Here is a 25,451-nt window from a genome sequence, read left to right on the forward strand (position 1 = left end):
GTTCAGGCTGTCGCGGTGTCTGCTCCGCGTGGGCACCACGACCAGCATCAGAAGGGATGGCAATTGCCCAGCACAGCGGATAAGCCGCGCACGCGGAGAGCGCCACAGCGGCCGGGGGACCGCATTTTCGCCGGCGCGTCCACAGGCGCGGGCATCCTGATCCTCGTCGTACTCGCCGGTGTCGCGGCATTCCTCGTCGCGGAGGCGTGGCCGGCGATCACCGCCCCCGCCGACGAGATCCCCGGTGGCGAAGGGCTCCTCGTCTACATCTGGCCACTGTTGTTCGGCACCTTGCTGTCGGCGGTCTTCGCGCTGTTGATCGCCGCGCCGCTCGCGGTGGCCATCGCCCTGTTCGTGACCTACTACGCGCCCCGACGGATAGCGCAGGCCCTGGGTTATCTGATCGACCTGCTCGCGGCCGTGCCGAGCATCGTCTACGGCCTGTGGGGCTTCAACCAGCTCGCACCTTTGACGGTCGAACCGACGGGCTGGCTGGCCGAGAACCTGGGGTTCATCCCGTTCTTCGCGGGACCGGCGTCGGCCACGGGCCGCACCATGCTGGTGGCCATCCTGGTCCTCGCTGTGATGATCCTGCCGATCATCACGGCCGTCGTGCGTGAGGCGTTCGTCCAGACACCGAAGCTGCACGAGGAGGCGTCGCTGGCACTGGGCGCCACCCGCTGGGAAATGATCAAGATGGCGGTGCTGCCGTTCGGTAGGTCGAGCATCATCGGAGCCTCGATGCTGGGACTCGGCCGCGCGCTCGGCGAGACCATGGCGGTGGCCATCGTGCTGTCGGTCTCGGGCGGCGTCACGTTCAACCTCATCAGCACCGGTAACCCGGGGACCATCGCTGCCAACATCGCGTTGCAGTTCCCCGAGTCCACCGGCATCGCCGTCAACACGCTGATCGCGTCCGGTCTGGTGCTGTTCGCGCTCACCCTGGTCGTGAACATGACGGCCCGCGCGGTGGTCGAGCGGCGCAAGGAATTCTCGGGAGCCAACTGATGCCCAGTCCGACGAGTACTCCCGACACGGGAGACACCGACCTTCACACACCGCTGTCCGGTGTTCCGCTCACACAGGGACAGTTGCCGAAATACGCCTCGTGGGCCGTACTGGCCGTCGCGGCGCTGTTCGGTCTCGGCCTGTGGTGGCTCGCCGACTGGAACATCGCGGGCGCGGCCATCGTTGCCGCCGCCGCTTACGCGGTCGTGATCTACGCCTGGTCCCGGACCGTCGAGGGCCCGAGGAAAGCCAAGGACCGACTGGTCACGGCTTTGGTCACGGGCGCGTTCCTGCTCGCCCTGCTGCCGTTGATCTCGGTCATCGTCACGGTGGTGTCGAAGGGGCTGGCCCGGTTCGACTCCGAGTTCTTCACGCACTCGATGCGGGGCGTGCTCGGCGAGGGCGGTGGTGTGTACCACGCCATCATGGGCACGCTCATCATCACCGGGCTCGCGACGGTGATCTCGGTGCCGGTGGGCATGCTGACCGCCATCTACCTGGTGGAGTACGGCAAAGGGAAGCTCGCCAAGGCCATCACCTTCTTCGTCGACGTCATGACCGGTATCCCGTCGATCGTGGCCGGTCTGTTCGCCTACTCCCTCTTCGCATTGTTGTTCGACAACACCGGTATCCGCATGGGGATGATGGGCGCCATCGCGCTGAGCGTGCTGATGACTCCCGTGGTGGTGCGGTCGACGGAGGAGATGCTGAAACTCGTGCCCAACGAGTTGCGGGAGGCGTCGTACGCGCTCGGAGTGCCCAAATGGCGCACTATCCTGAAAGTGGTACTGCCGACCGCGTTGGCCGGTATCGCCACGGGTGTCACCCTGGCCATCGCCAGGGTCATCGGCGAGACTGCGCCTCTGCTGGTGACGGTGGGTATCACCACAGGCGACAACTTCGACCCGTTCGACGACCGCATGGCCACCCTGCCGGTTTTCGCGTACTACCAGTACGTCGCCCCCGGGACGCCACCCGAACCGTCGCTCGATCGGGCTTGGGCGGCCGCGCTGCTGCTCATCATCATCGTGATGGTGCTCAACCTGATCGCTCGGCTCATCTCCCGACTGTTCGCACCGAAGACCCGCGGCTAGAGCTACACCTGGATTGGAAGCACTGTGGCAAAGCAAATCGAGGTCAAGGATCTCGACATCTACTACGACAAGGTTCTCGCCGTACAGGGCGTGTCGATGACCATCCAGCCACGGTCGGTCACCGCGCTGATCGGTCCTTCCGGCTGCGGTAAGTCCACGTTCCTGCGCACGCTGAACCGGATGCACGAACTCGTGCCCAACGCGCGGGTGGAAGGCCAGGTCCTGATGGACGGCCAGGACCTGTACGCGCCGAACGTGGACCCCGTGCGGGTGCGCACCCAGATCGGCATGGTGTTCCAACGGCCGAACCCGTTCCCCACGATGTCCATCTACGACAACGTGGCCGCGGGCCTTAAGCTGAACAACCGGAAGATGAAGCGCTCGGAGATGGACGACGTCGTCGAGCGTTCACTGCGTTCGGCGAACCTGTGGAACGAGGTCAAGGACCGGCTGGGCAAGCCCGGTTCCGGTCTGTCCGGTGGCCAGCAGCAGCGGCTGTGCATCGCGCGCGCCATCGCGGTGCAGCCGGACGTCCTGTTGATGGACGAACCGTGTTCCGCGCTCGACCCGATCTCCACTCAGGCCATCGAGGACCTGATGTTGGAGCTCAAGAGCGAGTACACGATCGTGATCGTCACCCACAACATGCAGCAGGCCGCCCGGGTCAGTGACACGACCGGGTTCTTCAACCTCAAGGGCGTCGGTCAGCCGGGCGAGCTGGTGGAGATCGGCGAGACCACCCAGATCTTCTCGATGCCGCAGAGCAAGGCCACCGAGGACTACATCTCCGGCCGCTTCGGCTGAAGGAAGAACCTTTCGCGGGGTCGTGGGCAAAGGCGCGAGCCGCCGCTCACGACCCTTTCGCGTATTGGACGTCGGTCTCCACCGTCTCGAAACCGAGCTTGCGGTAAACGGCGACGGCGGGCGTGTTGTCCCCTTCGACATAGAGGATGAGCTGGTCGAGCCCGCGTTGCCGTAGGTAGCGCAGCCCGGCGAGGGTCAATGCCCGGCCGAGGCCGCCGCCTTGCGCGTCGGGGTCCACACCCACGACGTAGACCTCCCCGACGGGGCGCCCACCGAACCGGCTCGGGTTGGCGGGGTGCACCTTCGTCCAGTGGAAGCCCACGACTCGGCCCTCGGAGTTCTCGGCGAGGAAGAACCCGTCGGCGTCGAACCAGCTCTCACGCTGCGCGTCGCGCAACGCCTTCATGTCGAACGCGCTCTGCTCGGGGTGCCAGTCGAAGGCGCGCGCGTTGACGTCGATCACGGCCTGCTCGTCCTGGCCGGGGACGAACGTGCGCAACCCGATGCCTTCCGGAAGGCGTGGTTCGGACCATTCATGTTCGGCCGAGAACGCGCTCATCACCAGTAGTTCCCTGGCGCGCGTCAGCCCGAACCGCTCGGCCAGCCGGGCGGCCCCCGGATGGTCACCGTGCGCCCAGATCCGGAGCCGGTCCGCGTGCCGCAGCACTTCGCCGAGCGTGGCCGTGCCGTGCCCGCGCCGCCGGTACGCGGGATGCACGATCAACTCGGCGACCTGTCGCCCGAACGCGTCGCCCCGGACGTCGAGGTGTGCGTAGGCGACCAGCTCGGACGCGGGGCCGTCGCCGTCGAAGCACAGCAGGTGGCGTGGACCGGAGAACTCACCGGGGAACGGCCCGTCCGGTTCGATGTCGGGACGCCCGTCGGCCGTGCGCGCGGCCAGCAACAACGCGCGAATGTCGTCGAGGTGTTCGGTGCCCAGTTCCTCGGCCCACACGAAGTTGTGCATGGCCCAACCCTAGTGGAGAGCGGCCGCACGGCCTCCGCGGTCAGTTCGCCGAGAGTTCCGGAAGCGTGGTTCCCACGGAGTCCGGGGAGGAGGCGAACCGTCCGGCTGCCGGCGCTATTCTCCCCCGCATCTTCCCCGGCCGTTCGAACTTGTAGCCCACGTTGCGGACGGTGCCGATCAACTGCTCGTGTTCCGGGCCGAGCTTGGCGCGCAACCGCCGCACGTGCACGTCGACGGTGCGCGTGCCGCCGAAGAAGTCGTAGCCCCACACCGCTCGGAGCAACTGCTCGCGGGTGAACACCCGCCCCGCATGTTGGGCGAGGTATTTCAGCAGCTCGAACTCCTTGTAGGTGAGTTCCAGCGTGCGCTTGCGCAGCCGTGCCGTGTAGGTCGCCTCGTCGATCACCAGGTCACCGACGCGCAGTTCGGTACCGCTCGTGGCGTCAGCACTCGCACGGGTGGTGACGAGCCTCAACCGGGCGTCCACCTCGGCGGGTCCCGCTGTCGGGAGCACAATGTCATCGGTGCGCCATTCGGAGCTGACGGCCACGAGGCCGCCTTCACCGACCACCGCGATCACCGGGGTGGAAGCCTCGGTCTCGGCCGGGTCCTTGAGCAGACGGCACAGGCTCTTGGCGGAGGCCAGGTCACTGCGGGCGTCGAGCAGGATGATGTCCGGCTGTCCGGTGTCGAGGAGGGCGGTGAGCTCCAGGCGGCGCCCCCGTACGGTATGCGGCAGCAGCTCGAGCGCGGGAAGAACGGAGGCGGCTCGGTGTTCCTTCGTCAGCACCAACAGGTCGAGACTCATGGGCACCACCCCGCGCTTCCGCGTTCCGGTCGGGCTAAGAATAATCCCGGGGCCTGCGACCGCAGCAGTTCTGGAACCGGCGTCACACCATTTCGGGCTCGGTGGGACATGCTTTCAACAGGACGGAAGTGATCGTGAACACTGCTGTAACCGAGACGGCACAGTCGAACGGGACAAGGAGCCGACGCCGGGTGAAACGCATTGTGATCGTCCTGGTCGTGCTGGTCGGCCTGCTGGTGGGCGCCGATTTCGCGGCGGCCACGTTCGCCGAACACACGGTGTCCCAGAAAGCACGTGAGCAACTCGGGTTGGATCAGGATCCCGCGGTCGAAATTCACGGCTTCCCATTCGCCTTGCAAGCGGCTTCCGGCGAGTACGATCACATCAGCATCACCGCCGACGGGGTGCGCGTCCAGGAACTGCAGGACGTCTCCGTGCGGGCCAACCTGCACGACGTGAACGCGCCGATGTCCGACCTCACCTCGGGCAACGCCGACAACATCGAGATCGGCAGGCTCGTGGGTGAGATCACCTTGAAGGCCAGCGACATCGCCCGCGTCGCCCCGCTGACCAACATCGACGACCTGCGTATCGAGCCGTCGTCGAAGTCGTACGTGCTCCACGGCGAGGGCGTCGACGAGGAGCGGGCCGCGGAAATCGACGAGGACGGCGACGACTCCACCGCGGGCGTGCGCCTGTCCGGCAAGGCCGATGTCGCCGGCGAGCGCATCGAGATCTTCGCCTTCGCCATGATCGAGCTGGACGGGACCACGATCCGGATCACGCCGCACCGCCTGCAGTTCGGCAACGACAAGGAGACCACCGTCGTCCCCGAGGAAGTCCAGCGGGCGCTGCTGCCGAACTTCGAGGCCGACATCAACGCCGGGACGATGCCGTTCACCGTGACCCCCACCGCGATCCACGTCGCGCCCGGCTCGCTGACCCTGCACGGTGAGGCGGAGAACGTCACGTTCGGCGGCGTCTCCGACACGCTCGGCGGCTGACCGAGGGAGCGGACCGGTGACCGGGGTGTGGCTGTTACTGGGCACGCTCGTGGCGGGTGTGCTCACCGGCCTTCTGCTGCGGTCGCGGGATGGGAGAGTTCGTCGCGGCGCCGGACCGGCCGTCGATCCCCCTTCTCCGCCTTCTCCACCCGCGCCCGTGGCCGAGGTGCTCGTGCCGGACGCCGTCACCCTGGTGCAGCTGTCCACCACCTTCTGCGCGCCGTGTCGCCACGCCCGCGCCGTGCTGGAGAGAGTGGCGAAAGGCACCGACGGTGTCGCACACGTGGAGCTTGACGTCACCGACCGGCCGGAGCTCGCGGAGGAATTACGGGTGTTACGCACCCCGACGACCATCGCGTTCGACGCGGCGGGCAGAGAGCTGTGGCGTGTCGGCGGTGTGCCGAAGCTCGCAGCGCTGCGCACAGCGCTGGCCCCCTACATGCATCCCACAGAATGAACTTCGTTCCCCCTTCCGGTGTGACTGAGTACTGTGGGGCCCGTGGACAGACTGCCTACTCACCTCCTGACACAGCGGCGCGTGATCGACCTGTGCCGTGTGCGGAGCAGTCTGTGTTCGTCGCATCGCCTGCAGCAGACCTGGCGTTCGACCCATTGGAGGTGAGATGTCCGCGACAGCGTCGGTGGACCCCCGCGGCCCTCGGTTCGCGGCCGTGGTCACCACGGTGGTCCTCGCGATCGTGTTGGTCACCGAATGGTGGCCGCTGCTCGCGGCCCAGACCGTGGTCTTCGCTCTCGGCGCTTTCGTCGGCCTCCACCTCGCCCCGTACTCGGTTCTGTACCGCGTACTGATCGCGCCCAGGCTGCGGCCGACGAGTGAGCGAGAGAACGCCGCTCCGCTGCGTTTCGCGCAGGCCGTCGGGTTCGTCTTCGCGCTCGTCGGAACCGTCGGCTACGCGTTCGGCCTGCCCGTGGTGGGCCTGATCGCGACAGCGTTCGCCCTGTTCGCGGCGTTCCTCAACGCCGCCTTCGACTTCTGTCTGGGCTGCGAGGTGTACCTGCTGCTCCAGCGGGTCACACCGCGCACCAAGCGCGCGTGAACGCCTGATCGACACGATCTTTCCTTTTTCGACGCAAGAAAGTGAGTACCCCCATGAGCCGTGAAGACGTGCTTGTCACCGTCGACTGGGCCGAGGAGAACCTCGACACCCCGGGTGTGGTGTTCGCCGAGGTCGACGAGGACACGACCGCCTACGACAGCGGGCACATCCCGGGAGCTGTGAAGTTCGACTGGAAGAACGAGCTGCAGGACCCGAAGCGGCGGGATGTCGTCGACCGGCAAGGCTTCGAGGAATTGTTGTCCGCCAAGGGCATCGCCAACGACGACCTGGTGGTCCTCTACGGGGGCAACAACAACTGGTTCGCCGCCTACGCCTACTGGTACTTCAAGCTCTACGGCCACGACAAGGTGAAGCTGCTCGACGGTGGCCGCAAGAAGTGGGAGCTCGACGGCCGTCCTCTGACGACCGAGGAGGTCAAGCGCGAGCGCACGAACTACACCGCGAAGGAACAGGACCGTTCGCTGCGTGCGTTCCGCGACGAGGTCGTCGAGGCCATCGACGTCAAGAACCTCGTGGACGTCCGGTCGCCCGACGAGTTCTCCGGCAAGCTGCTGGCGCCGGCTCACCTGCCGCAGGAGGGTGCGCTGCGGGCCGGCCACGTCCCGAGCGCGATCAACGTGCCGTGGTCCAAGGCGGCCAACGAGGACGGCACCTTCAAGTCCAACGAGGAACTGGAACAGCTGTATAAGGAGGCGGGGCTGGATCCGTCCAAGCCGACCATCGCCTACTGCCGGATCGGTGAGCGTTCCAGCCACACCTGGTTCGCCCTGCACGAGTTGCTGGGGCTGAAGGACGTGAAGAACTACGACGGTTCGTGGTCCGAGTACGGCTCGCTGATCGGCGTGCCGGTGGAGACGGGAGAGTAGGGAGAGCGGTCATGACGGACGGGTGCGGAGCACCGGCGCAGACGGCGACGGCCATCGACGAGGACACGCGCGGCCAGGTCGTGGTGGCGGGCAAGGTCACGGGCGCGGACGGGCCGCTGGGCGGCGCGTTCGTACGTCTGCTCGACGGTGGCGGGGAGTTCACCGGAGAGGTGCAGGCGTCGCCGGAGGGTGACTTCCGGTTCTACGCCGCGCCGGGCACCTGGACGGTGCGCGCGCTGCACCGGACGGGCAGCGGCGAGGCCTCCGTGCAGGCCGGTGGCCCTGGAGTGCACCGGGTGGCCATCACGGTCGCCTGAGTCGGTCGCCTGAACGGCTTCACTACGAAGGTCACCTTCCCGGTCTCGGGAGGGTGACCTTCGCTTTTGTCGGCACCCGGGTGTGGTTGGGCTCTCAGGTGCCGGGTCCTCCGGCGAACGGACGAGCGGGTTATCCTTCTGGTCGTGGAGATCTTCTTTACAGCACTGATGGTCTTGGTGGTCATCGCGTCCATCTGGTTCGGCGCGTACGTGATCTACCGCCTGTACACCGACCACTGATTGAGTCACGACACGTCATGACAAGCGGCGACGACGCGATCCGAGCTGCCGCGGAGCGGGCCGAGAAGACCGCCCACCGTAACCTCCCGCAGCTCGACGACCTGCCCATCCCCGGTGACACGGCGAACCTGCGGGAAGGGCCCAGCCTGGACGACGCCTGCCTCGCACTCCTTCCGTTGGTGGGCGTGTGGCGTGGTGAGGGCGAGGTCAGCTACCCCACGCTCGATCGTTCGTATCGCTTCGCGCAACAGATCACGATCTCCCACGACGGCAGGCCGTTCCTCTACCACGAGGCACGGGCGTGGCTGCTCGACGACAACGGTGAGGTGCTACGCCTGGCCGCCCGTGAGACGGGTTGGTGGCGCCCACAGCCCGACGACACCATCGAGCTGTTGCTCGCTCATTCCACGGGTATCGTGGAGCTGTATTACGGCAAGCCGAAGAGCCAGGCCGCTTGGGAACTGGGCACCGACGCGGTGGCGCGGTCGGCCAGTGCCAAGGAGGTCACCGCCGCCAAGCGGTTGTACGGCATCGTCAACAACGGTGACCTCGGTTACGTCGAGGAGCGTGCGATGGAGGGCCAGCCCATGGCGCCGCACTGCTCGGCGTTGTTGCAGCGCGTCGTCGGCTGAGTCGGCCGAGGCGGCTGACCCTTCTTTGCCTTCGTCCCGCCCGAGGACCGCTCAGGCGTATTGCGCCTCGTAGGCGTCACACAGTTCGGCGTGGATGTCGCGGGAGTCGGCCAGTGGCGTGCCGTTCAGGGTGTGCACCCTGGTCACCTTCCGCACCGACGACGCCAGGAAGACACCGTCGGCCGAAGCGAGCTCACCGGCCGGGATGGGCTCCGATTTCACCGTCCAGCCCGCCTTCTCCGCGGCCCGGAAGACACCGCGCTGGGTGGTGCCGGGAAGGATGCCGACGTTGGGCGGAGGCGTGTAGAGCGTGCGTCCCTTCGCCACGAGCACGGTGGAGGTCGGGCCTTCCAGGACCGAACCGTCCGTGGCGGTGAAGATGACGTCCTGCGCGCCTCGACGTTCGGCCTCGCGCAAGGCGGCGAGGTTCACCGCGTACGACAGCGTCTTGGCTCCGAGCAGCAGCCAGGGGGCCCGCTCGGCGATGTCCGGGCCGAAGCCGCGGTCGAGCGTGACGGCGGCAACGCCCTCGACCCGGGCGCGCTTGACCTTCTCGTCGATCTCCATGCCCAGCGCGTAGCACAACGGTTCGGCGTCGGGGTCGCCTTCCGAGCCCCGGGTGTAGACGAGCTTCACCGCGATCTCGGACGAACCCCGCCAGTTGTCGATCACGGTCTGGGTCGCCCGCTCCCAGGCGTCCAGGTCGGGCTCGGGAAGGTCGAGCAGGGCCGCCGAACGCGCCAGGCGGTCGAGATGCGGGCCGAGTTCGCGCGGTTTGCCGTCCACGACGAGAACCGTTTCGAAGATGCCGTCGCCCCGGAGGACGCCTGTGTTGTCGACACGGACGTGAGGCTGTGAGGGATCGCCGAGGGTGCCGTCGAGGAAGACCAGTACGCGCATGCATACACCGTACTCATCCGTCGCGGATGAGATCAGCCTACGATCGGGTCATGGCGTATGAGTCTCCGCTGCTGAGGCGTCCCGGCGTCGTCGCACCCCCCGAAGATCATCCCGAGGCAGGCGTGCCGTGGCATTGGGGTGACCCGTTCGCCGAGCAGCGCACGGCGAGCCGTGGTGTCGCGGTCATCGACAGGTCTCACCGGGAGATCATCACGGTGACGGGCGAGGAGCGCCTGTCGTGGCTGCACCTGGTCATCTCACAGCATGTCACCGAGCTGCCGGAGGGCGAGGGCACCGAAGCGTTGGTGCTGGACAGCCATGGCCGGATCGACGCGCACATGGTGCTGGCATACGTCGACGGCACCGTCTACCTCGACACCGACCCCGGGGCTCAGGTCACCTCGGCGCTGCCCAAGGGCGGCGAGAAGCAGACGTTGGTGGAGTACTTCGAAGCCATGAAGTTCTGGTCGAAGGTCGAGATCCGCGACGTCACCGACGAATGGGCGGTGCTGACCCTGCTCGGTCCCGAGGTGCCCGCCATGCTGTCGCGGTTCGACATCGACCTCGGCACCCACCCGTACGCCGTCACGCGGTTCTCCGGCGGGATAGCGCGGCGGATGCCGTGGCCGGGTCCGTCGAGTGTCGACCTGTTGGTGCCGAGGTCCGAGCTGGACGACTGGTGGACCAGGCTCACCGACGCCGGAGCCCGCCCCGCGGGTACGTGGACCTTCGACGCGCTGCGGGTCGAGTCGCGGAGGCCGAAGCTGGGCGTCGACACCGACGAACGCACGATCCCGCACGAGGTGAATTGGATCGGCTCCGCAGCTCACGTGGCCAAGGGCTGCTACCGCGGTCAGGAAACCGTCGCCAAGGTGCACAACGTGGGCAAACCGCCGCGCAACATGGTGTTGCTGCACCTCGACGGCTCCCAGGAGATCTATCCGAAAACGGGTGACCCGGTGGTCCGCGGCGAGCGCACCGTGGGCAGGGTCGGCAGCGTGGCCCAGCACCACGAACTCGGTCCCATCGCTCTCGCGTTGCTCAAGCGTTCCACCCCGGTGGACGCCGAGCTGGTGGCGGGCGCCGAGGACAGGGCCGTGCAGGCCGCGATCGACCCCGATTCGATGCCCCGGGAACACACGGCTCCTGGGCGGGAGGCCGCGCGGCGCTTGCGGGGATGACATGATCTGAAAGTTCCACTGGTGGATTTCATCGTCGTAGAGCAGGATGACCCCGTGATCGAAGTCCGGCCCGGCGGACGCCGTCGGATCGACCGAGTGCTGGCCGCCGATTACACGCGCGACCTCGACCGAATGACGATGGCCACGTTGCGCGAACGGCGGAACGAAGCGGCGCAGGAGGAGACCGACCTGTCCTACCTGCGAAGACTGCTCCATGCCCGGATCGACATCGTCAAGGCTGAACAGCAGAGCCGAGCCTCGGGCACCCGGGGCAGAGTGGTGGAGCAGCTCACCACGATCCTCGCGGACAACGCGCTGGGTCCGGCCACCGGTTCGGGCCGCTACCAGAAGCTGGAACCGTCCCGGGCCGGCGAGTACCGGCGCAGGGCTGAGGCGCTCGTGGGCAACGCCGATCTCTCCGACGTCACGTCCCTGTCCGACGAGAAACTCGCCGAGGCGCTGGAAAGCTATCGGGAGCAGGAGAGGTCCGTCTCCAAACGGCGACGTGAGGTCCAGGCTGTCGTAGATTCGTTCAACGCCGAGATCGCCCGGCGCTACGCCCAAGGCACGGCGTCGGTCGACGAACTGTTGAACAGCGAGCGCCGCCAGGGTGAGCCCGGTGGCGAGAACGGAACGACATGAGCTTCGCGACGAGCAACCCGGTGCTGGTCGAGGTCGTGCGGTCGGGATTCGTGGAGAGCGTGCACAGAGGTGCCGTCGTCGTGACCGCTCCCGACGGCTCGGTCCGCGCCGCGATCGGGGATGTCGACACACCGGTGTTCCCCCGGTCGACGAACAAACCGTTCCAGGCGTTGGGCATGCTCAAGGCCGGCCTGGAGATCGACGACACCGACCTCGCGCTCGTGTGCGCGTCGCACGCGGGTGAACCCGGACACATCGAGCGTGCGCTGTCGATCCTGGCCGCGGCGGGGCTCGGTGAGGACGACCTGCTCTGCCCGCCCGAGCCGCGGCCCGCGGCCATGAACTGTTCGGGCAAGCATGCCGGCATGCTCACCACGTGCGTGCAGCGGGGCTGGTCCACAGACGACTACACCGACCCGGATCACCCGTTGCAGCGGGTCATCACCGAGACGGTGGAGGAACTGACCGGCGAGAAGATCGCGGCGGTGGGGGTGGACGGCTGTGGCGCTCCCCTGTTCGCGTTCTCGTTGACGGCCCTGGCGAGGGCGTTCTCGAAGGCTTCCGGCACCCGGGTGGGTGAAGTGATGCGTGCGAACCCGTGGCTGGTGGCGGGCAGCGGCAAGGAGGACACGCTGCTGATGCTGTCGGTGCCGGGCCTGCTCTCAAAGGGCGGCGCAGAGGGTGTCCACGCCATGACGCTGTCCGACGGCACCACGGTGACCTGCAAATTCGATGACGGCGCAGCTCGCGCCCGTGGCCCGCTGCTGGCCGCCGTGTTGCGGGCCCTGGACGCGTGGCCGACCAATCCCGCGGCGCAGGCCGTGGTCGACGGCCTGCGCCGCGGCTCCGGCCTGGTGCTGGGCGGCGGTCGTGAGGTCGGAGGACTGCGGGTCGCGGCCGAGGTGGAGAAGGAGCTCACCCGGCTGCTCGCGGCCTAGTTGAACCGCTCTCGCGACGCGAGGTCACCCCAGTAGTCACGCAGGGTCTCGAATGCCTCGGTGACTTCCTCCAGGGAGCCTCTGCGCAGCCCTTCGAGGAGGGCGTGCACGTCGTCGGCCGTGGTGTCGGTGGCCAACACCGGGTCCTCGATGAGCTGAACCAGTCCCCCGTAGTCGAGCTCGACCGCCGAGTCCGGGTGGAAGCTGTTCAGCCAGCGGTGGGTCTCGGTGAGGACCCGGGTCGGCCCCGCCTCGTCACCGAGCGCGTCCCTGATCAACTCCTCGGCTTCCGCGATGCGGGTGCGGGCGTCGATCATCGCAACCCTCCACGACACCTCGCGGATCGGGTCGGACGGCCCCGAGCCGAGCACGAGCCTCCGCTGGTCCGGGTCGACGACCGTGAACCACGGCAGCGGCACGATCCAGTTGGTGGACAGCACGTGCATGGTGGACCCGTACAGGTCCTGCAATGCGCTGTGGGACCTGTTCTTCACCGCTTCGACCGTGAGGCCGTTCGCGTCGAGAACGGCGGTCTGGAGAGCCGGAGGGGCGTCGTCGAGGAAGCTGGACAGCGCCGCGGCCGACCTCACCCGGATCTCCAGAGGGCACACGAGCGGTTCGCTGCCGAGGTCGATGGCGTCGTCGCTGACCGGCACCTCCCCCGGGTCGAGCACCAGCACGTCGGTCCGAAGACTCGGCCCCGGACGCCCGTCGGGCAGTTCGGCGGGCAGGGTGTGGACGTCGGAGACCTGTGATTTCAGCCATAACCACTGTTCGCGAGCGATCGCCTCACCTGGCGTGAGCTCGGATCTCTCCACCGCCGCGAGCAGTGCGTCGTCCGGCGGATCGCCGAAGGATGACAGCGGTTCGTACACCCTGAGATAGGCCGCGAACGGTCGAAGCACCCGTGAATCGTGACACGTCTTGCCCGTTCGGCGGGCACCGGCTGGTCCGACAGGGGCTGAAAGGGGGATACTGTCAGCGGTGGCACACCGTGCCACGTCGCATAAGCACCCTTCGGCACGGTACGGTGTGTTCTAGGAAAAGTAGTCGAGACGACGCGGGGCCGCCGATTCCCCCGGCCGCCCCGCCCCTGTGCAAGGGGGTCGAGCCATGGGGCGCGGCCGAGCTAAGGCCAAGCAGACAAAAGTGGCCCGGGAGCTCAAGTACAGCGTTCCCACCACGGACTTCGATGCACTGCAGCGTGAGCTGTCGGGCAAGTCGTCCAACGACAGCCACGAGGACGAGGACCGGTACGAGGACCCGTACGACGACGGGTACGACGACTACCGCCGTTGATCCGGCACTGACGCGAGGGCGGGTTCGGGGACGCCCCGGTCCACCCTCGCGTTCACGCATGCTGTTGCATCGCACAGTCCGGGTAAGCGCTCACCGTCTGCACGGCGTGCCTGCTTCGTTCGGCGCGTCGGGCAGGCGGTGGGCGCCGGGCCCGTTCGGATTGACGTCGAGGCGACCCGAGCTGCCGACGTGGACACGCAGGTGAGGGTCGGGCTCGTCGGTGCGGGTTCGTGGGCTCGACGGGTGCACGCACCCGGTATCGCCGCACATCCCGCCACCGTGTTGAGCGCTGTGTGGACCCGTAGACCCGAGGTCGCGTCCGCGCTGGCGGACGAGCACGGCGCGAAAGCGTGCGGCAGCTACACCGAGCTGCTCGAACAGGTCGATGCCGTCGCCTTCGCCGTCCCGCCCTCGGTGCAGTCCGAGCTGGCTTGCACCGCAGCCGAGGCGGGCAAGCACCTGATCCTGGAGAAACCGCTTGCCACCGGTGTCGAGCAGGCACAGCGTGTGGCCCAGGCGGTCTCCGACGCGGGTGTCGTGGCTCTTCTGATGCTCACGTTGCGCTATGCCCACCGTACGCGTGACTGGCTGCGCGAACTCACCGAAAAGGGTGGTTGGACCGGCGGGAGCGCCAGGTGGTTGTCGGGCGCGCTGCTCGGGAACAAGTACGGCAACGCGGCCTGGCGTCACCGGATCGGCGCGCTCGGTGACATCGGACCACATGTGTTCGACCTGATGGACGCCGCGCTGGGTGAGATCACCTCTGTGGTGGCCGCGCGCCGTGACGACGACGGCCTGTGGCATGTCATGGTGGAGCACGCCGGCGGAGCGACGAGTACGGCGAGCCTGGCGTCCCGGCTGCCGATCATGCCGACGGCCATCGAGTTCGCGGTGTACGGCGAGCACGGGCTGCGGACACTAAGCCGGGAGCCGAACGCCGAAGCGGCGTCGTTCGCCGCGTTGCTCGACGACTTCACCGCGATGATCGACAGCGGTGCGCGGGAACACCCCTGTGACGTGCACAGAGGTGTTCACCTGCAACGCATCCTGGCCGAGTGCCAGAAGCTCGCCGCCCACTGACGGCGCCCACTGACGGCGCCCACTGACAGAGCCCGCTGACAGAGCCCACTGACGCCGCCTTCATCAGCCGGTGGGTGTCTTCTCCCGCCGCTTCGACACCACACCGCGCAACACCGGCCAGAGCAGGATCACGGCGACGATCACGTAGACCACCATCGCCATCGGCGAGTTCACCAGGCCGGTGAGCTCACCGTTGCTGATCTGCAGCGCCCTACGCATCTGCAACTCGGCGGCGGGCCCGAGGATCACCCCGATGACAGCGGGGAGCACGGGCAACCCGAACCGACGCATCGTGAACCCGATCACGCCGATCGCGAACAGCAGCAGCAGGTCGATCACCTGCCCACCCACGGCGTAGGCGCCGACCGAGGCGAAGAACAGGATTCCCGCGTACAGGTACGGCCGGGGAATGCGCAGCAACTTTGCCCACAACGGCGCCATCGGCAGGTTGATCACCAACAGCAGCGTCAAGCCGACGAACAGGCTCGCCACGAGCGCCCAGACCAGGTCGGCCTCGTGGTCGAACAGCAGTGGGCCAGGCTGGATGCCGTACTGCTGGAAAGCGGCCAACATCACCGCGGTGACAGCCGTGGTCGGCAGGCCGAGCGTGAGCATGGTCGTCAGGGTGCCCGCAGCCGAGGCACTCGCCGTGGACTCCGGGCCCGCGACCCCTTCGATGGCTCCCTCGCCGAACTCCTCTTTGCGCTTGGAAAGCCGCTTCTCGGTGATGTAGGACAGAAACGTCGGGATCTCGGCACCACCGGCCGGGATGGCCCCGAACGGGAAACCGATCACCGGGCCACGCAACCACGGCTTCCAGGTACGCCGGATGTCGTCCCCACCGAGCCACGGACGTCCGGCGGGCAACGGCTTATCGGGCTTGTGTCGAAGATGGGCCGCCACCCACAGGGCTTCACCGACGGCGAACAGACCCACGGCGACGATGACGACGTCGACACCGTCGGCCAGATGCAGGGAACCGAACGTGAGCCGAGCCTGCCCCGTCATCTGATCGAGGCCGATGAGGCCGATGGTCAACCCGATGAGCAGCGACGCGAATCCCCGAACACGCGAACGGCCGAGCACGGACGTGACGGCCACGAACGCCAGCACCATCACGGCGAAGTAGTCGGGCGCGCCGATCCCCACGGCCAGCGACGCCACCATCGGAGCCAACAGCACCAACGCGATCGTGCCGATCAGTCCGCCGATGAAGTTGCCGATCGCGGCCGCGGCGAGAGCCTGCGGCGCCCTACCTCGTTTGGCCATCGGGTGCCCCTCGATGGCGGCCACCACCGACGCGCTCTCACCGGGAGTGTTGAGCAGGATCGACGTGGTCGACCCGCCGAACATGCCGCCGTAGTAGATGCCGGCGAACATGATGAACGCACCCGTCGGCTCCAACCCGTAGGTGACCGGCAGCAACAGGGCCACGGCCATCGCGGGCCCGATGCCCGGCAGGACCCCGATGGCGGTGCCGAGTACGACACCGATGGCGGCGAACAACAGGTTCGTCGGGGTGAGGGCGGTGCCGAAGCCGTCGACCAGATTCGACAAGGACGATGCGAAGTCCATCGACTAGAGCACCTCCATCAGGGGACCACCGGGCAGGGACACACCCAGCAGTTCGTTGAACAAAAACCACGTCACCACCGACAACACCGCCGCGATCAGAGGATCCCGCACCGTGTTGCGGCTACCCAGCGCATACGCGGCGCCCCAGAACATCAGCGCCGACGAGATCGGGAACCCGACGAGATCGATCAACACGGCGTTGACCAAGAACGCGGCCGCCAGCAACAGCACCGTTCGCAGGTCGGCGGGTGTCGACAGGTCGATGTCCTCCCCGGCCTCGGCCTCGCCCCGCCCGCCACGGAGGACGTCGCGGGCTAACAACACCGAGACCACGAGCAGGAGCGTGCCCACGATCACCGGCACGGCCTTCGGCCCCAACGGTCCGCGCTGGGTGAAGTCGGTGGACAGGCTCAACGCGTCGATGAGGACGAGCACTCCTAGCACGAACAGGAACGCGCACAACCCCAGTTCGGCGCGTCCCCGCCACCAGTCGCGCCACGAACGCCGAGTGGCTTCCTCCCCGGTGACGGGCGGGTCGATGACGTTGTCGACGGACGAGCTCATGCCAGCCCCAACTCCTTCAGCACCGACGCGACGCGGTCACTCTCCTCGCCGAGGAACTCCTCGAACTCGGCACCGGTGGAGAAGGCGTCGCTCCAGCCGTTGACGCGCAGCGCCTCCTGCCACTGTTCGGTGCCGTGCATCGCGGTGAACAGATCGATCAGTTTCTGCCGGTCGGTGTCCGACAGCCCGGGCGGTGCGACGATCCCGCGCCAGTTGGTGAAGCTCACGTCGACACCGACCTCCTGCAAGGTCGGCGCGTCGATACCCGGCACACGTTCCGGGCTCGTGACGGCCAATGCCCGCAGCTCGCCCGCCTCGATCTGGTCGCGTGTCTCACCGATGCCGGACACGCCGAACGCGACCTTGCCCCCGAGCACCGATGCCATCAATTCGCCGCCGCCGTCGAAGGGCACGTAGGTGACGTCCTTCGGGTCGATGCCGACGGCCTTGGCGGTCAGCATCGGCGCCAGGTGATCCGGACCACCGGGGGCGGAACCACCGCCGACGGGCAGAGCGCCGGGATCGGCCTTCCAGGCGTCCAGCAGCTCGTGAATGTCGTGGTAGGGCGAGTTCTTGGCCACCACGATGATGTCCGATTCCTCGGTGAGCTTCGCGATCGGCGTCGTGTCTCGAAGCGTGGACGGCGACGAGTTCGTGTAGACGGAGCCGACGACACCAAGGCCCATGGACATCGCCAGTTTGCCGTTGCCGCGCTCGCTGACCAGCCGTCCGAGCGCCACCGTCCCTCCCGCGCCGGGAAGGTTGAACACCTCGGTGGGACCGTTCAGGTCGTTGTCCTCGACCACCCTCGCGGCGGTGCGCGCGGTGATGTCGTAGCCACCGCCCGGAGTGTTGGGCACCATCAACCGCAAACCGCGGATGCGTGAATCCGCATCGTCCCCGCCTGACGAGACGAGCGGTGGCACGAGCAGAACGAGCAGTGCCGCGCCGAGCACCGCGAGCCACGTCTTGGGTTGGCGCAATTCTCACCTCGCTGTGAGCAGGGTCTTTCGTGTCAACGGGTCATCGTGCACGAGCCCTCACGGCGACGTCGCGGTTACGGGCATAACGCTCGTTGTGGTCTTTGTGGTCACACGGCTCACGAGGCCTGTGGCGGTTCGCCGGTGTCATAGTGAGCGCGTGGGTGGCAAGGGATCGCTGGCACGGCAACTGCTCGGATGGCACCTGTCGTTGGTGTTCGCTCTGCTGGGATGCGTCACCGCGTACTCGGTGATCCAGTCCAACCACAATTTCGTCACCCACGAGGGGCGGGCGCTGTTGTCGGTGGCGGAGAACGTGGCCGCCGTCCCCGGCGTACGGGAAAGCCTCTCCGATCCGGTGAACCGAGACCCGCTGCCGAGTTTCGCCGAAAGCGCCCGCAGCCTGTCCGGCGCCGATTTCGTCATCATCGCCGACCCGGACCGGACGGTGTTGACCTCGCCCGATCCGGCGCAGCTGCGCACCCGGCTGCCGCTCGGTGAGAGCACCGTGACACACGGCCGGTCGTGGGTCGGCGAGGTGGGCGACTCGCTGGTCGCCCACGTTCCCGTGCTCGGTGATCGCGGAGAAGTGCTCGGCATCGTCGCTGCGGGCAAGGCCACACCGGGTTTCTTCGAAGGACTGGCGAACCGGCCGGCCGACGCGCTCGCGTTGCTGGGCATCGCGCTCGTCCTCGGTGTCACCGGCTCCCTGCTCCTGTCGTGGCGGGTGAAGCGGCAGACCCTCGGACTGGAACCCCGGGAGATCACCGGCTTGGTGGAACACCGGGAGGCCCTGCTGCACGGCATCAAGGAAGGTGTCGTCGCGCTCGACCAGCAACACCGCATCACGCTCGTGAACGACCACGCGCGAGAACTGCTCGCGCTGCCCGACGACTGTGTGGGCACCGCCGTGAACGATCTCGGCGTCGGCGGTCGCCTGCGGGACGTCCTCACCGGGCAGGCCAGTGGTGACGACCAGATCGTGCTGCGCGCGGGCCGGGTGCTGGTGTTGAACCGGATGCCGGTGCACCGGGACGGTCGTGAACTCGGTGCCGTGGTGACACTGCGGGACAGAACCGAGCTGGCGGCGCTCCGGGAGGAACTGGCCGCCACATCACGCACCACGGACACCCTGCGCGCGCAGGCGCACGAGTTCTCCAACCGGATGCACACGATCGCCGGGCTCATCGAACTCGGCGAGTACGACGAGGCACGCAACTACGTGAACCGCGTCAACCGGGTCAGCGGGGAGTGGCACGACACCGTGAGCGCTCGCGTCCAGGACACCGCCGTGGCCGCGTTGTTGATCGCCAAGTCGAGCCTCGCCGCCGAGCAGGGTGTGGGGCTGCGGCTCACCGACGACAGCTATCTGCCCGAAACCGACGAGCGTATGTCGGCGGACCTGGTGACCGTGGTCGGCAACCTCGTGGACAACGCACTCGACGCGGTACGTGGCGCGTCGGAGGCGTGGATCGAGATCGACGTGCGAGAACGGGACGACGGGGTGTCGGTGGTGGTCCGCGACTCGGGTCCGGGTGTGGCACCGGAGATCGCGACCGAGGTGTTCACCCACGGGTTCACCACGAAGGCGGCCGAACACGACGGCGACCGTGGCCTCGGCCTCGCACTCACCAGGCAGACCTGCCACCGCAGGGGCGGCCGAGTGGAGTTACGAAACGACGGTGGTGCGGTGTTCACAGCGGTCTTGCCGTACGAGAAGGCACCGGAGAGAGTGTTACCGTGATCCGGGTGCTGGTGGTCGACGACGACTTCATGGTGGCGAAGGTGCACAGCGGTTACGTGAACCGCACACCGGGTTTCACCGTGGTCGGCGCGGCGCACTCGGGGGCCGCGGCACTGAACATGGCCCGGGACGAACGCCCCGACCTGATCCTGTTGGACATCTACCTTCCCGACATCGACGGACTCACCGTGTTGCGGGAGTTGCGGGCCGACCCGGCGACCGTGGACATCGACGTCATCGTGATCACCGCGGCGCGGGACGTGGACACCATTCGAGGCTCCCTGCGCGGCGGTGCGTTGCACTACCTCATCAAACCGTTCACGTACTCGGCGCTGCGTGATCAGCTCGACCACGTGGGCTCGTTGCACCGGAAGCTCGCACAACTGTCCTCCCGCCCCGCCGCCGCGCAACACGAGGTCGACGACGTCTTCGGCGGGCGGCCTCGCAGCACGGCACCTCTACCGAAGGGCCTCACCGAGCAGACGGCGGAATTGGTGCGGGCGGCGCTGACCGAGCACCCGGAAGGGTTGTCGGCGACCGAATGCGCCCACGTCACTCGACTCTCACGCCCGAGCGCCCGCCGGTACCTGGAACATTTCGCGGAGACCGGCCAGGCCGAGGTACGCCTGCGCTACGGCGGCACGGGCCGCCCCGAACGGCGGTACCACTGGCGGGGATGACCCAAGACGCGCGTCGGCGGCCCGGCGCGGCCGGCTATTCGTCCCACGACCTCCGGTTACGTTTGAGCTGCCCGCGCCGCTTCTTGGCCGCCAGTCGACGTTCCTGTGAGCCCTTCGTCGGCTTGGTGGGCCGGCGTTTCTTCGGCGGTGGCGCCGCCGCCTGCCGCAACACCGTCGCCAGCCGTTCCCGCGCGGCGCGGCGATTCGCCAACTGCTCACGATGTTCGCTCGCCACGATGGTCAGCACCCCGCCCGAGAGTTTGCTGTTCAACCGGGCGAGCAAACGCTTGCGCAAGTCGTCCGGCACAGCCGGCGAGCGCGACACGTCGAAGGACAACTCCACCCGCGACGACGTGGTGTTCACACCCTGCCCACCCGGGCCGGAGGCACGCGAGAACCGCTCGGACAACTCCGACTCGGGAATCACCAACCGCGAGGTGACCCGCAGTGCCTCAACCATGCCTCAGCCATGCCATCAACCATGCCATCAACCATGTCTCAGCCACCGAAACACCGCGCGACCTAGAACCGCGGGTGGTCGCCGGTCAACGACACCCGCGGGGCGTCCGGATCGTCCGTGGCACGCACCTCGCCCAGCACCCAGGCGGGCACATGCCGAGCCGTCAACACCGCGAGCGCCCTGTCCACGTCCTCGGGTGCCACGACGACGACCATGCCGACACCCATGTTGAACGTGCGTTCCATCTCGGCCCGCTCCACCCGGCCTCGCTGTGCGATCAAGGCGAACACCGGGTCGGGTGTCCACGTGTGTCGTTCGAGCTGCGCGACCACGCCGTGGGGCAGGACTCGCTCCAGGTTGGCCTGCAGCCCGCCGCCGGTGATGTGCGCGAACGTGCGGACCTCCGCCTCGGCGACCAGGGCGAGGCAATCCTTGGCGTAGATGCGCGTGGGCTCCAGCAGCTCCTCGCCGAGCGTGCGACCGAACTCCTCGACGTGCCCTTCCAGCGGCATCCGGGCGATGTCGAGCAACACGTGCCGCGCCAGCGAATACCCGTTCGAATGCAGGCTCGACGAGCCGAGACCGATCACCATGTCACCCGGGCGTACCAGCTCCGGCCCGAGCACGGCCGACGCCTCGACCACGCCCACCCCGGTGGCGGACAGGTCGTAGTCGTGCTCGCCCATCATCCCCGGGTGCTCGGCGGTCTCGCCTCCGAGCAACGCACAACCCGCGCGCACACAGCCTTCCGCGATGCCGGACACGATCGCCTCGATCTTCTCCGGCACCACTTTGCCGACAGCGATGTAGTCCTGCAGGAACAGCGGCTCGGCCCCGGTGACCACGAGGTCGTTCACCACCATCGCCACCAGGTCGATACCCACGGTGTCGTGCTTGTCCAACGCCTGCGCGATGGCGGTCTTGGTACCCACGCCGTCGGTCGACGACGCAAGCAGCGGCTCCGTCCAACGGCCCGCCTTGAGCGCGAACAACCCGGCAAAACCGCCGACACCGCCCACGACCTCGGGCCTGGTCGCCCTCTCGGCATGGGGCTTGAGCAGTTCGACGGCTTTGTCACCGGCGTCGATGTCGACACCGGCAGCGGCGTACGTGGCGCGCGCGGACTCGCTCACGGAAGCGGCTCCATCCTCACTTCGTAACGGTTAGGGACGCCGAACGGCACCCTCGGCACCGTACCCCGGGGACGCGCTGGGCAGACGACGAGACGGCTCGTCGGTGTTCTCGGTGGAATCCGCGTCCTCGTCCGAACCGAGGTGCTCCAATACATGCTTGCCGATCAGCTCTTCGTCGGGCAGCGGGATCGGGTAGTTGCCGTCGAAGCAGGCCGCACACAGTCTCGACGCGGGCTGATCGGACGCCGCGACCAGACTGTCCAGTGACACATATCCCAGTGAATCCGCACCGATGGAGCGACGGACACCGTCGAGATCGGCGCCACTGGCCACCAGTTCGGCCTTGGCGGCGAAGTCGATTCCGTAGAAACACGGCCAGCGCACGGGTGGCGACGCGATCCGGACGTGTACCTCCACGGCCCCGGACTCGCGCAACATCCGCACGAGCGCGCGTTGGGTGTTGCCGCGCACGATGGAGTCGTCCACCACGACCAGTCGCTTACCTCGGATGACCTCGCGCAGCGGGTTGAGTTTGAGCCGGATACCGAGTTGGCGGATGGTCTGCGACGGTTGGATGAACGTGCGCCCGACGTAGCTGTTCTTGACGAGCCCGGACCCGTACGGGATGCCGGAGGCCTGCGCATAGCCGATGGCCGCGGGGGTTCCCGACTCGGGCACGGGAATCACCAGGTCCGCGTCGGCCGGATGCTCCTCGGCCAGTCGACGGCCGATCTCGACGCGGGTGGCGTGCACGCTACGACCCGCGATGGTGGTGTCCGGCCTCGCCAGGTAGACGTACTCGAACACGCACCCTTTGGGCTCGGGGCTGCCGAATCGGGAGGACCGCAGGCCACCGGAGTCGATCGCGATCAGTTCGCCCGGCTCCACCTCACGCACGAACGAGGAGCCGACGATGTCCAGGGCGGCCGTCTCGCTCGCGACCACCCAACCGCGCTCCAACCTTCCGAGCACCAGCGGCCGGACGCCGTGTGGATCACGTGCCGCATAGAGCGTGTTCTCGTCGGCGAACACCAGGCAGAACGCACCGCGCACGGTCGGCAGCAGCTCCATGGCCGCCCCTTCGATGCCCTTGTCGGCGGCGGCGTGGGCCAACAGGCCGCACAGCAGGTCGGAGTCGGTGGTGGCACCGTCGCGTTCGGTTATGCCCAGCTCGCGGGCACGTTCGTGCAGTACGTGGGTGTTGACGAGATTCCCGTTGTGACCGAGGGCCAGCCCGGTGTCGGCCTTCGTGGTGCGAAACACCGGCTGGGCGTTCTCCCAGGTTCCGCCCCCGGTGGTGGAGTAGCGGCAGTGGCCCACGGCGATATGTCCCTGCAACGACGACAACACCTGTTCGTCGAACACCTGGCTGACGAGGCCGAGGTCTTTGAAGACGACGATGCGTTTACCGTCCGACACCGAGATGCCGGCCGCCTCCTGGCCGCGGTGCTGGAGGGCGTACAGCCCGTAGTACGCCAGTTTGGCGACGTCCTCGCCAGGCGCCCACACGCCGAAGACGCCGCATTCCTCCCGAGGTTCCGCCTCGATCTGCTCCACCGAAAGGCTCCCCTACATACGAGAACGGGCCGCCGTCAGTTTAGGCCGAGAAGGCCTGTCGGCGACCCGTTCTCGTGATGCGAAGCTCACGCCGTGGCGCGTAGCCACCTGGCCTGCCCCCGGTCGCTGTGAATCCAGCAGCCCCGCGCGGTGAAGTCCTGACCGGATGGTTGCGGTCCGGGGGCATCGGGCAGATCGAGCAGCGCGTCCACGACCTCGCACATGCCGCCGTCCTTGCGCCACAGCACGGTGGCGGGTGAGAGGACGTCCGACTCACCCTCGGGCATTCGCATGGCCGTGACCTCGTCCTCCGCGTCGAGGCGGACGACGTCGACCACGCTGCCGTGCGCTCGCACGCCGACGACGGTGACGATGTCTCCCTCGGCGTCGCGAGGGTGCACGAACCTGTAGCCGCGCTCGATGAGCCTGCCGAGCACGTCTTCGACGACGGTCTCCTCGGTGGCGACCTCGGCGTCGACGACCTCAGACTGCGAGGTCATCGAACTCACCGTCCCTCGCGCCTGCGAGAAACGCCGCGATCTCGGCCTTGGTGTAGACGAGGGCGGGTCCGTGGGGGTCGCGCGAGTTCCGCACGGCGATCTCCCCGGAGGCCAGGCGAGCGACCTCGACGCAGTTACCCATCGCGCCACTGTAAGAACTCTTGCGCCACGTCACATCCGACAGCAGCTCGGAGGAGACGCCGTTGTGAATCGCTTTCGCCATGACCCTCACCTTCCCGACTGAACACCTTTTGGAGGATGCATCTGCACGTGCAGCTGACTGTGCACGAACTGTAGCAGCGCCGCGCGCAAATGTGGATGCACGTGCAACCGGGATTTCGGCAGGAACCGCCACACGATGATCAAGATCACAACGGGCAACCTCGGGCCGGTTGCGTCGAAACCGAGCATCGACGCAGATAGCAGGTTCAGCTCTCCGCCAACACCTTCGCGATCACCTGCCGGGACCGCTCCGGCGTCTCGGCGTCCACGGCCAGTCGATCGAGTGAACGACCGATCCGCTCGATCTCCTCGGGACGCTCCAGGACCATCCCACCGGCGATGTGGTCAACATAGCCGATGTTCGGCAGCTCGGGCTGAGCGAACCGCAACAACGTGAACGCGCCCTCGGCGGCATAGCCACTGCGGTCATAGGGCACCACCTGCACCGTGACGTGCGGCAGCTCGGTCACCTCCAGCAGGTGCTCCAGCTGCTCGCGGTGCGCTTTCCGCCCACCGATGGGACGGTGGATCACCGACTCGTCCAGCACCGCCCACAACTTCGGCGCGCGGGGCCGCCGCAACAACCGCTGCCTGCGCATCCGCAACGCCACCCTCGCCTCGGCCTCCTCGCTCGCCGCGTCGGGAAGCCCGTGGGTGATGACGGCCCGCGCGTAATCCGCCGTCTGCAACAGGCCCGGCACGAACTGCAGCTCGTACGTCTGTATCCGGGAAGCCGCCTCCTCAAGCCCCAGGTAGGGCTCGAACCACTTGGGTGTGTAGTCGTTGAACTTCTGCCACCAGCCGGGCTGGTTGGCCTCCTCGACCATGCCGAGCAACATCCCGCGCTCGTCGGGGTCGGTGACCCCGTACAGCGTCAACAGGTCGGCGACATCGCGATCCTTGAAACCGACCCTGCCCAACTCCAGGCGGCTGATCTTGGATTCCGACGCGCGAATGTGGTAGCCGGCATCGCCCCTGCTGATCCCCGCTTGCTCCCGCAGCCGACGGAGTTGTGCACCGACGATCATTCGACGAGCGGTGGGGGTGCTGTATTCGACCCCGGAACCGTCTCGCGCTGCCATCTCTCGCTGCCCGTTCCTTCCACTCACGTCGTCTCACGTCGTCGGTCAACACCGCGCGCGGCTGATGGATGGTACCCGAGAAAAGCACTTGATCA

29 protein-coding genes are annotated in these 25,451 nt (G+C 67.5%); 16 read left to right on the top strand and 13 right to left on the bottom strand.

Features of this window, described 5'->3' with window-relative positions; translation table 11 throughout:
• Positions 1 to 63 precede the first annotated feature (63 nt).
• From pstC to pstB, 3 genes are read left to right on the top strand one after another with little or no spacing between them, the layout of a single operon-like run.
• Positions 64 to 1,008 carry a phosphate ABC transporter permease subunit PstC gene (gene pstC, locus M7H19_RS16265; protein WP_298182318.1) on the top strand — a complete coding sequence of 315 codons (945 nt, stop codon included), beginning with the start codon at positions 64 to 66 and terminating at the stop codon, positions 1,006 to 1,008.
• A complete protein-coding gene (pstA, locus tag M7H19_RS16270; protein ID WP_298182321.1) occupies positions 1,008 to 2,102 on the top strand; it encodes a phosphate ABC transporter permease PstA in 1,095 nt (364 codons plus the stop codon). Before pstC ends, pstA begins: the two co-directional genes overlap by 1 nt.
• Positions 2,103 to 2,126: 24 nt before the next feature.
• A complete protein-coding gene (pstB, locus tag M7H19_RS16275; RefSeq protein WP_298182323.1) occupies positions 2,127 to 2,906 on the top strand; it encodes a phosphate ABC transporter ATP-binding protein PstB in 780 nt (259 codons plus the stop codon).
• 46 nt (positions 2,907 to 2,952) lie between these two features.
• Here pstB and mshD read toward each other — a convergent pair whose 3' ends face one another.
• Both mshD and M7H19_RS16285 read right to left on the bottom strand, forming a co-directional pair.
• Entirely contained in the window at positions 2,953 to 3,873 is a 921-nt protein-coding gene (mshD, locus tag M7H19_RS16280) for a mycothiol synthase (RefSeq protein ID WP_298182325.1), read from the bottom strand.
• A gap of 40 nt (positions 3,874 to 3,913) precedes the next feature.
• Complete coding sequence (locus tag M7H19_RS16285) at positions 3,914 to 4,681, bottom strand: response regulator transcription factor (protein ID WP_298182327.1); 768 nt, start codon at positions 4,679 to 4,681, stop codon at positions 3,914 to 3,916.
• A gap of 191 nt (positions 4,682 to 4,872) precedes the next feature.
• Between M7H19_RS16285 and M7H19_RS16290 the strand changes: the two genes are divergently transcribed.
• From M7H19_RS16290 to M7H19_RS16315, 6 genes are all read left to right on the top strand, one after another.
• Positions 4,873 to 5,685 (top strand): DUF2993 domain-containing protein, encoded by an 813-nt coding sequence (locus M7H19_RS16290; protein ID WP_298182329.1) that lies wholly within the window; start codon positions 4,873 to 4,875, stop codon positions 5,683 to 5,685.
• Between the two features lie 16 nt (positions 5,686 to 5,701).
• Positions 5,702 to 6,142, top strand: a complete 441-nt coding sequence (locus M7H19_RS16295) for a thioredoxin family protein (RefSeq protein WP_298182331.1) — start codon at positions 5,702 to 5,704, stop codon at positions 6,140 to 6,142.
• Positions 6,143 to 6,308: 166 nt separating this feature from the next.
• Entirely contained in the window at positions 6,309 to 6,743 is a 435-nt protein-coding gene (locus M7H19_RS16300; RefSeq protein WP_298182334.1) for a DUF4395 domain-containing protein, read from the top strand.
• A 53-nt stretch (positions 6,744 to 6,796) separates the two neighbouring features.
• Positions 6,797 to 7,630, top strand: a complete 834-nt coding sequence (locus M7H19_RS16305) for a sulfurtransferase (protein ID WP_298182336.1) — start codon at positions 6,797 to 6,799, stop codon at positions 7,628 to 7,630.
• An 11-nt stretch (positions 7,631 to 7,641) separates the two neighbouring features.
• Positions 7,642 to 7,947: a DUF1416 domain-containing protein gene (locus tag M7H19_RS16310; RefSeq protein WP_298182338.1), complete on the top strand. Its 306-nt coding sequence runs from the start codon at positions 7,642 to 7,644 to the stop codon at positions 7,945 to 7,947.
• A gap of 257 nt (positions 7,948 to 8,204) precedes the next feature.
• Positions 8,205 to 8,819, top strand: a complete 615-nt coding sequence (locus M7H19_RS16315) for an FABP family protein (protein ID WP_298182340.1) — start codon at positions 8,205 to 8,207, stop codon at positions 8,817 to 8,819.
• A gap of 51 nt (positions 8,820 to 8,870) precedes the next feature.
• On the opposite strand, the gene M7H19_RS16320 is transcribed toward M7H19_RS16315, so the two are convergent.
• Positions 8,871 to 9,719 (bottom strand): aminodeoxychorismate lyase, encoded by an 849-nt coding sequence (locus tag M7H19_RS16320; RefSeq protein ID WP_298182342.1) that lies wholly within the window; start codon positions 9,717 to 9,719, stop codon positions 8,871 to 8,873.
• Between the two features lie 50 nt (positions 9,720 to 9,769).
• Between M7H19_RS16320 and M7H19_RS16325 the strand changes: the two genes are divergently transcribed.
• Genes M7H19_RS16325 through M7H19_RS16335 form a run of 3 tightly spaced genes read left to right on the top strand, consistent with a single transcriptional unit; the run spans position 9,770 to position 12,480 of the window.
• Positions 9,770 to 10,900: a folate-binding protein gene (locus M7H19_RS16325; RefSeq protein WP_298182344.1), complete on the top strand. Its 1,131-nt coding sequence runs from the start codon at positions 9,770 to 9,772 to the stop codon at positions 10,898 to 10,900.
• A gap of 54 nt (positions 10,901 to 10,954) precedes the next feature.
• Complete coding sequence (locus M7H19_RS16330; RefSeq protein ID WP_298182556.1) at positions 10,955 to 11,542, top strand: aerial mycelium formation protein; 588 nt, start codon at positions 10,955 to 10,957, stop codon at positions 11,540 to 11,542.
• Positions 11,539 to 12,480, top strand: coding sequence for an asparaginase (locus tag M7H19_RS16335; protein WP_298182346.1), 942 nt, complete (start codon positions 11,539 to 11,541; stop codon positions 12,478 to 12,480). Before M7H19_RS16330 ends, M7H19_RS16335 begins: the two co-directional genes overlap by 4 nt.
• Here M7H19_RS16335 and M7H19_RS16340 read toward each other — a convergent pair.
• The gene (locus M7H19_RS16340) at positions 12,477 to 13,385 is read right to left on the bottom strand and encodes a hypothetical protein (RefSeq protein ID WP_298182348.1); all 909 of its coding nucleotides are present in this window, start codon (positions 13,383 to 13,385) and stop codon (positions 12,477 to 12,479) included. The two genes, M7H19_RS16335 and M7H19_RS16340, sit on opposite strands and share 4 nt — an antisense overlap.
• A 208-nt stretch (positions 13,386 to 13,593) precedes the next feature.
• On the opposite strand from M7H19_RS16340, the gene M7H19_RS16345 reads away from it, so the two are divergent.
• Both M7H19_RS16345 and M7H19_RS16350 read left to right on the top strand, forming a co-directional pair.
• Positions 13,594 to 13,779 carry a DUF3073 domain-containing protein gene (locus M7H19_RS16345; RefSeq protein ID WP_298182351.1) on the top strand — a complete coding sequence of 62 codons (186 nt, stop codon included), beginning with the start codon at positions 13,594 to 13,596 and terminating at the stop codon, positions 13,777 to 13,779.
• A gap of 189 nt (positions 13,780 to 13,968) precedes the next feature.
• Entirely contained in the window at positions 13,969 to 14,859 is an 891-nt protein-coding gene (locus M7H19_RS16350; RefSeq protein ID WP_298182353.1) for a Gfo/Idh/MocA family oxidoreductase, read from the top strand.
• A gap of 63 nt (positions 14,860 to 14,922) precedes the next feature.
• Here the strand turns inward: M7H19_RS16350 and M7H19_RS16355 are convergent, their stop codons facing one another.
• Genes M7H19_RS16355 through M7H19_RS16365 form a run of 3 tightly spaced genes read right to left on the bottom strand, consistent with a single transcriptional unit; the run spans position 14,923 to position 17,981 of the window.
• Positions 14,923 to 16,434: a tripartite tricarboxylate transporter permease gene (locus tag M7H19_RS16355; RefSeq protein WP_298182355.1), complete on the bottom strand. Its 1,512-nt coding sequence runs from the start codon at positions 16,432 to 16,434 to the stop codon at positions 14,923 to 14,925.
• Positions 16,435 to 16,437: 3 nt separating this feature from the next.
• Positions 16,438 to 16,998, bottom strand: coding sequence for a tripartite tricarboxylate transporter TctB family protein (locus tag M7H19_RS16360; RefSeq protein ID WP_298182357.1), 561 nt, complete (start codon positions 16,996 to 16,998; stop codon positions 16,438 to 16,440).
• Entirely contained in the window at positions 16,995 to 17,981 is a 987-nt protein-coding gene (locus M7H19_RS16365) for a tripartite tricarboxylate transporter substrate binding protein (RefSeq protein ID WP_298182359.1), read from the bottom strand. Before M7H19_RS16365 ends, M7H19_RS16360 begins: the two co-directional genes overlap by 4 nt.
• 157 nt (positions 17,982 to 18,138) lie before the next feature.
• On the opposite strand from M7H19_RS16365, the gene M7H19_RS16370 reads away from it, so the two are divergent.
• A complete protein-coding gene (locus tag M7H19_RS16370; protein ID WP_298182361.1) occupies positions 18,139 to 19,722 on the top strand; it encodes a sensor histidine kinase in 1,584 nt (527 codons plus the stop codon).
• Positions 19,719 to 20,402, top strand: coding sequence for a response regulator (locus M7H19_RS16375; RefSeq protein ID WP_298182363.1), 684 nt, complete (start codon positions 19,719 to 19,721; stop codon positions 20,400 to 20,402). Before M7H19_RS16370 ends, M7H19_RS16375 begins: the two co-directional genes overlap by 4 nt.
• A gap of 34 nt (positions 20,403 to 20,436) precedes the next feature.
• On the opposite strand, the gene arfB is transcribed toward M7H19_RS16375, so the two are convergent.
• The 6 genes from arfB to M7H19_RS16405 all read right to left on the bottom strand — a co-directional run bounded on the left by arfB (position 20,437) and on the right by M7H19_RS16405 (position 25,356).
• The gene (gene arfB / locus M7H19_RS16380) at positions 20,437 to 20,862 is read right to left on the bottom strand and encodes an alternative ribosome rescue aminoacyl-tRNA hydrolase ArfB (protein ID WP_298182365.1); all 426 of its coding nucleotides are present in this window, start codon (positions 20,860 to 20,862) and stop codon (positions 20,437 to 20,439) included.
• Between the two features lie 62 nt (positions 20,863 to 20,924).
• A complete protein-coding gene (purM, locus tag M7H19_RS16385; protein ID WP_298182367.1) occupies positions 20,925 to 21,995 on the bottom strand; it encodes a phosphoribosylformylglycinamidine cyclo-ligase in 1,071 nt (356 codons plus the stop codon).
• A 30-nt stretch (positions 21,996 to 22,025) separates the two neighbouring features.
• Positions 22,026 to 23,552, bottom strand: a complete 1,527-nt coding sequence (purF, locus tag M7H19_RS16390) for an amidophosphoribosyltransferase (RefSeq protein WP_298182369.1) — start codon at positions 23,550 to 23,552, stop codon at positions 22,026 to 22,028.
• 86 nt (positions 23,553 to 23,638) lie between these two features.
• A complete protein-coding gene (locus M7H19_RS16395) occupies positions 23,639 to 24,052 on the bottom strand; it encodes a hypothetical protein (RefSeq protein WP_298182371.1) in 414 nt (137 codons plus the stop codon).
• On the bottom strand, positions 24,036 to 24,275 hold the full coding sequence (locus M7H19_RS16400; RefSeq protein ID WP_298182373.1) for a DUF397 domain-containing protein: 240 nt from the start codon (positions 24,273 to 24,275) through the stop codon (positions 24,036 to 24,038). Before M7H19_RS16400 ends, M7H19_RS16395 begins: the two co-directional genes overlap by 17 nt.
• 205 nt (positions 24,276 to 24,480) lie before the next feature.
• A complete protein-coding gene (locus tag M7H19_RS16405) occupies positions 24,481 to 25,356 on the bottom strand; it encodes a helix-turn-helix transcriptional regulator (RefSeq protein WP_298182375.1) in 876 nt (291 codons plus the stop codon).
• Between the last annotated feature and the right edge of the window lie 95 nt (positions 25,357 to 25,451).

Origin of the sequence: Saccharomonospora sp., assembly GCF_027317685.1 — a bacterium.
In the GTDB taxonomy this organism is placed as follows: Bacteria; Actinomycetota; Actinomycetes; order Mycobacteriales; family Pseudonocardiaceae; genus Saccharomonospora.

What these genes read in the sequence shown, in the direction of transcription:
- pstA (WP_298182321.1), top strand. Translation starts at nt 1,008, where the DNA reads ATGCCCAGTCCGACGAGTACTCCCGACACGGGAGACACCGACCTTCAC.
- mshD (WP_298182325.1), bottom strand. Translation starts at nt 3,873, where the DNA reads ATGCACAACTTCGTGTGGGCCGAGGAACTGGGCACCGAACACCTCGAC.
- M7H19_RS16285 (WP_298182327.1), bottom strand. Translation starts at nt 4,681, where the DNA reads ATGAGTCTCGACCTGTTGGTGCTGACGAAGGAACACCGAGCCGCCTCC.
- M7H19_RS16300 (WP_298182334.1), top strand. Translation starts at nt 6,309, where the DNA reads ATGTCCGCGACAGCGTCGGTGGACCCCCGCGGCCCTCGGTTCGCGGCC.
- M7H19_RS16305 (WP_298182336.1), top strand. Translation starts at nt 6,797, where the DNA reads ATGAGCCGTGAAGACGTGCTTGTCACCGTCGACTGGGCCGAGGAGAAC.
- M7H19_RS16310 (WP_298182338.1), top strand. Translation starts at nt 7,642, where the DNA reads ATGACGGACGGGTGCGGAGCACCGGCGCAGACGGCGACGGCCATCGAC.
- M7H19_RS16315 (WP_298182340.1), top strand. Translation starts at nt 8,205, where the DNA reads ATGACAAGCGGCGACGACGCGATCCGAGCTGCCGCGGAGCGGGCCGAG.
- M7H19_RS16320 (WP_298182342.1), bottom strand. Translation starts at nt 9,719, where the DNA reads ATGCGCGTACTGGTCTTCCTCGACGGCACCCTCGGCGATCCCTCACAG.
- M7H19_RS16325 (WP_298182344.1), top strand. Translation starts at nt 9,770, where the DNA reads ATGGCGTATGAGTCTCCGCTGCTGAGGCGTCCCGGCGTCGTCGCACCC.
- M7H19_RS16335 (WP_298182346.1), top strand. Translation starts at nt 11,539, where the DNA reads ATGAGCTTCGCGACGAGCAACCCGGTGCTGGTCGAGGTCGTGCGGTCG.
- M7H19_RS16345 (WP_298182351.1), top strand. Translation starts at nt 13,594, where the DNA reads ATGGGGCGCGGCCGAGCTAAGGCCAAGCAGACAAAAGTGGCCCGGGAG.
- M7H19_RS16355 (WP_298182355.1), bottom strand. Translation starts at nt 16,434, where the DNA reads ATGGACTTCGCATCGTCCTTGTCGAATCTGGTCGACGGCTTCGGCACC.
- M7H19_RS16360 (WP_298182357.1), bottom strand. Translation starts at nt 16,998, where the DNA reads ATGAGCTCGTCCGTCGACAACGTCATCGACCCGCCCGTCACCGGGGAG.
- arfB (WP_298182365.1), bottom strand. Translation starts at nt 20,862, where the DNA reads ATGGTTGAGGCACTGCGGGTCACCTCGCGGTTGGTGATTCCCGAGTCG.
- M7H19_RS16395 (WP_298182371.1), bottom strand. Translation starts at nt 24,052, where the DNA reads ATGACCTCGCAGTCTGAGGTCGTCGACGCCGAGGTCGCCACCGAGGAG.
- M7H19_RS16400 (WP_298182373.1), bottom strand. Translation starts at nt 24,275, where the DNA reads ATGGCGAAAGCGATTCACAACGGCGTCTCCTCCGAGCTGCTGTCGGAT.
- M7H19_RS16405 (WP_298182375.1), bottom strand. Translation starts at nt 25,356, where the DNA reads ATGGCAGCGCGAGACGGTTCCGGGGTCGAATACAGCACCCCCACCGCT.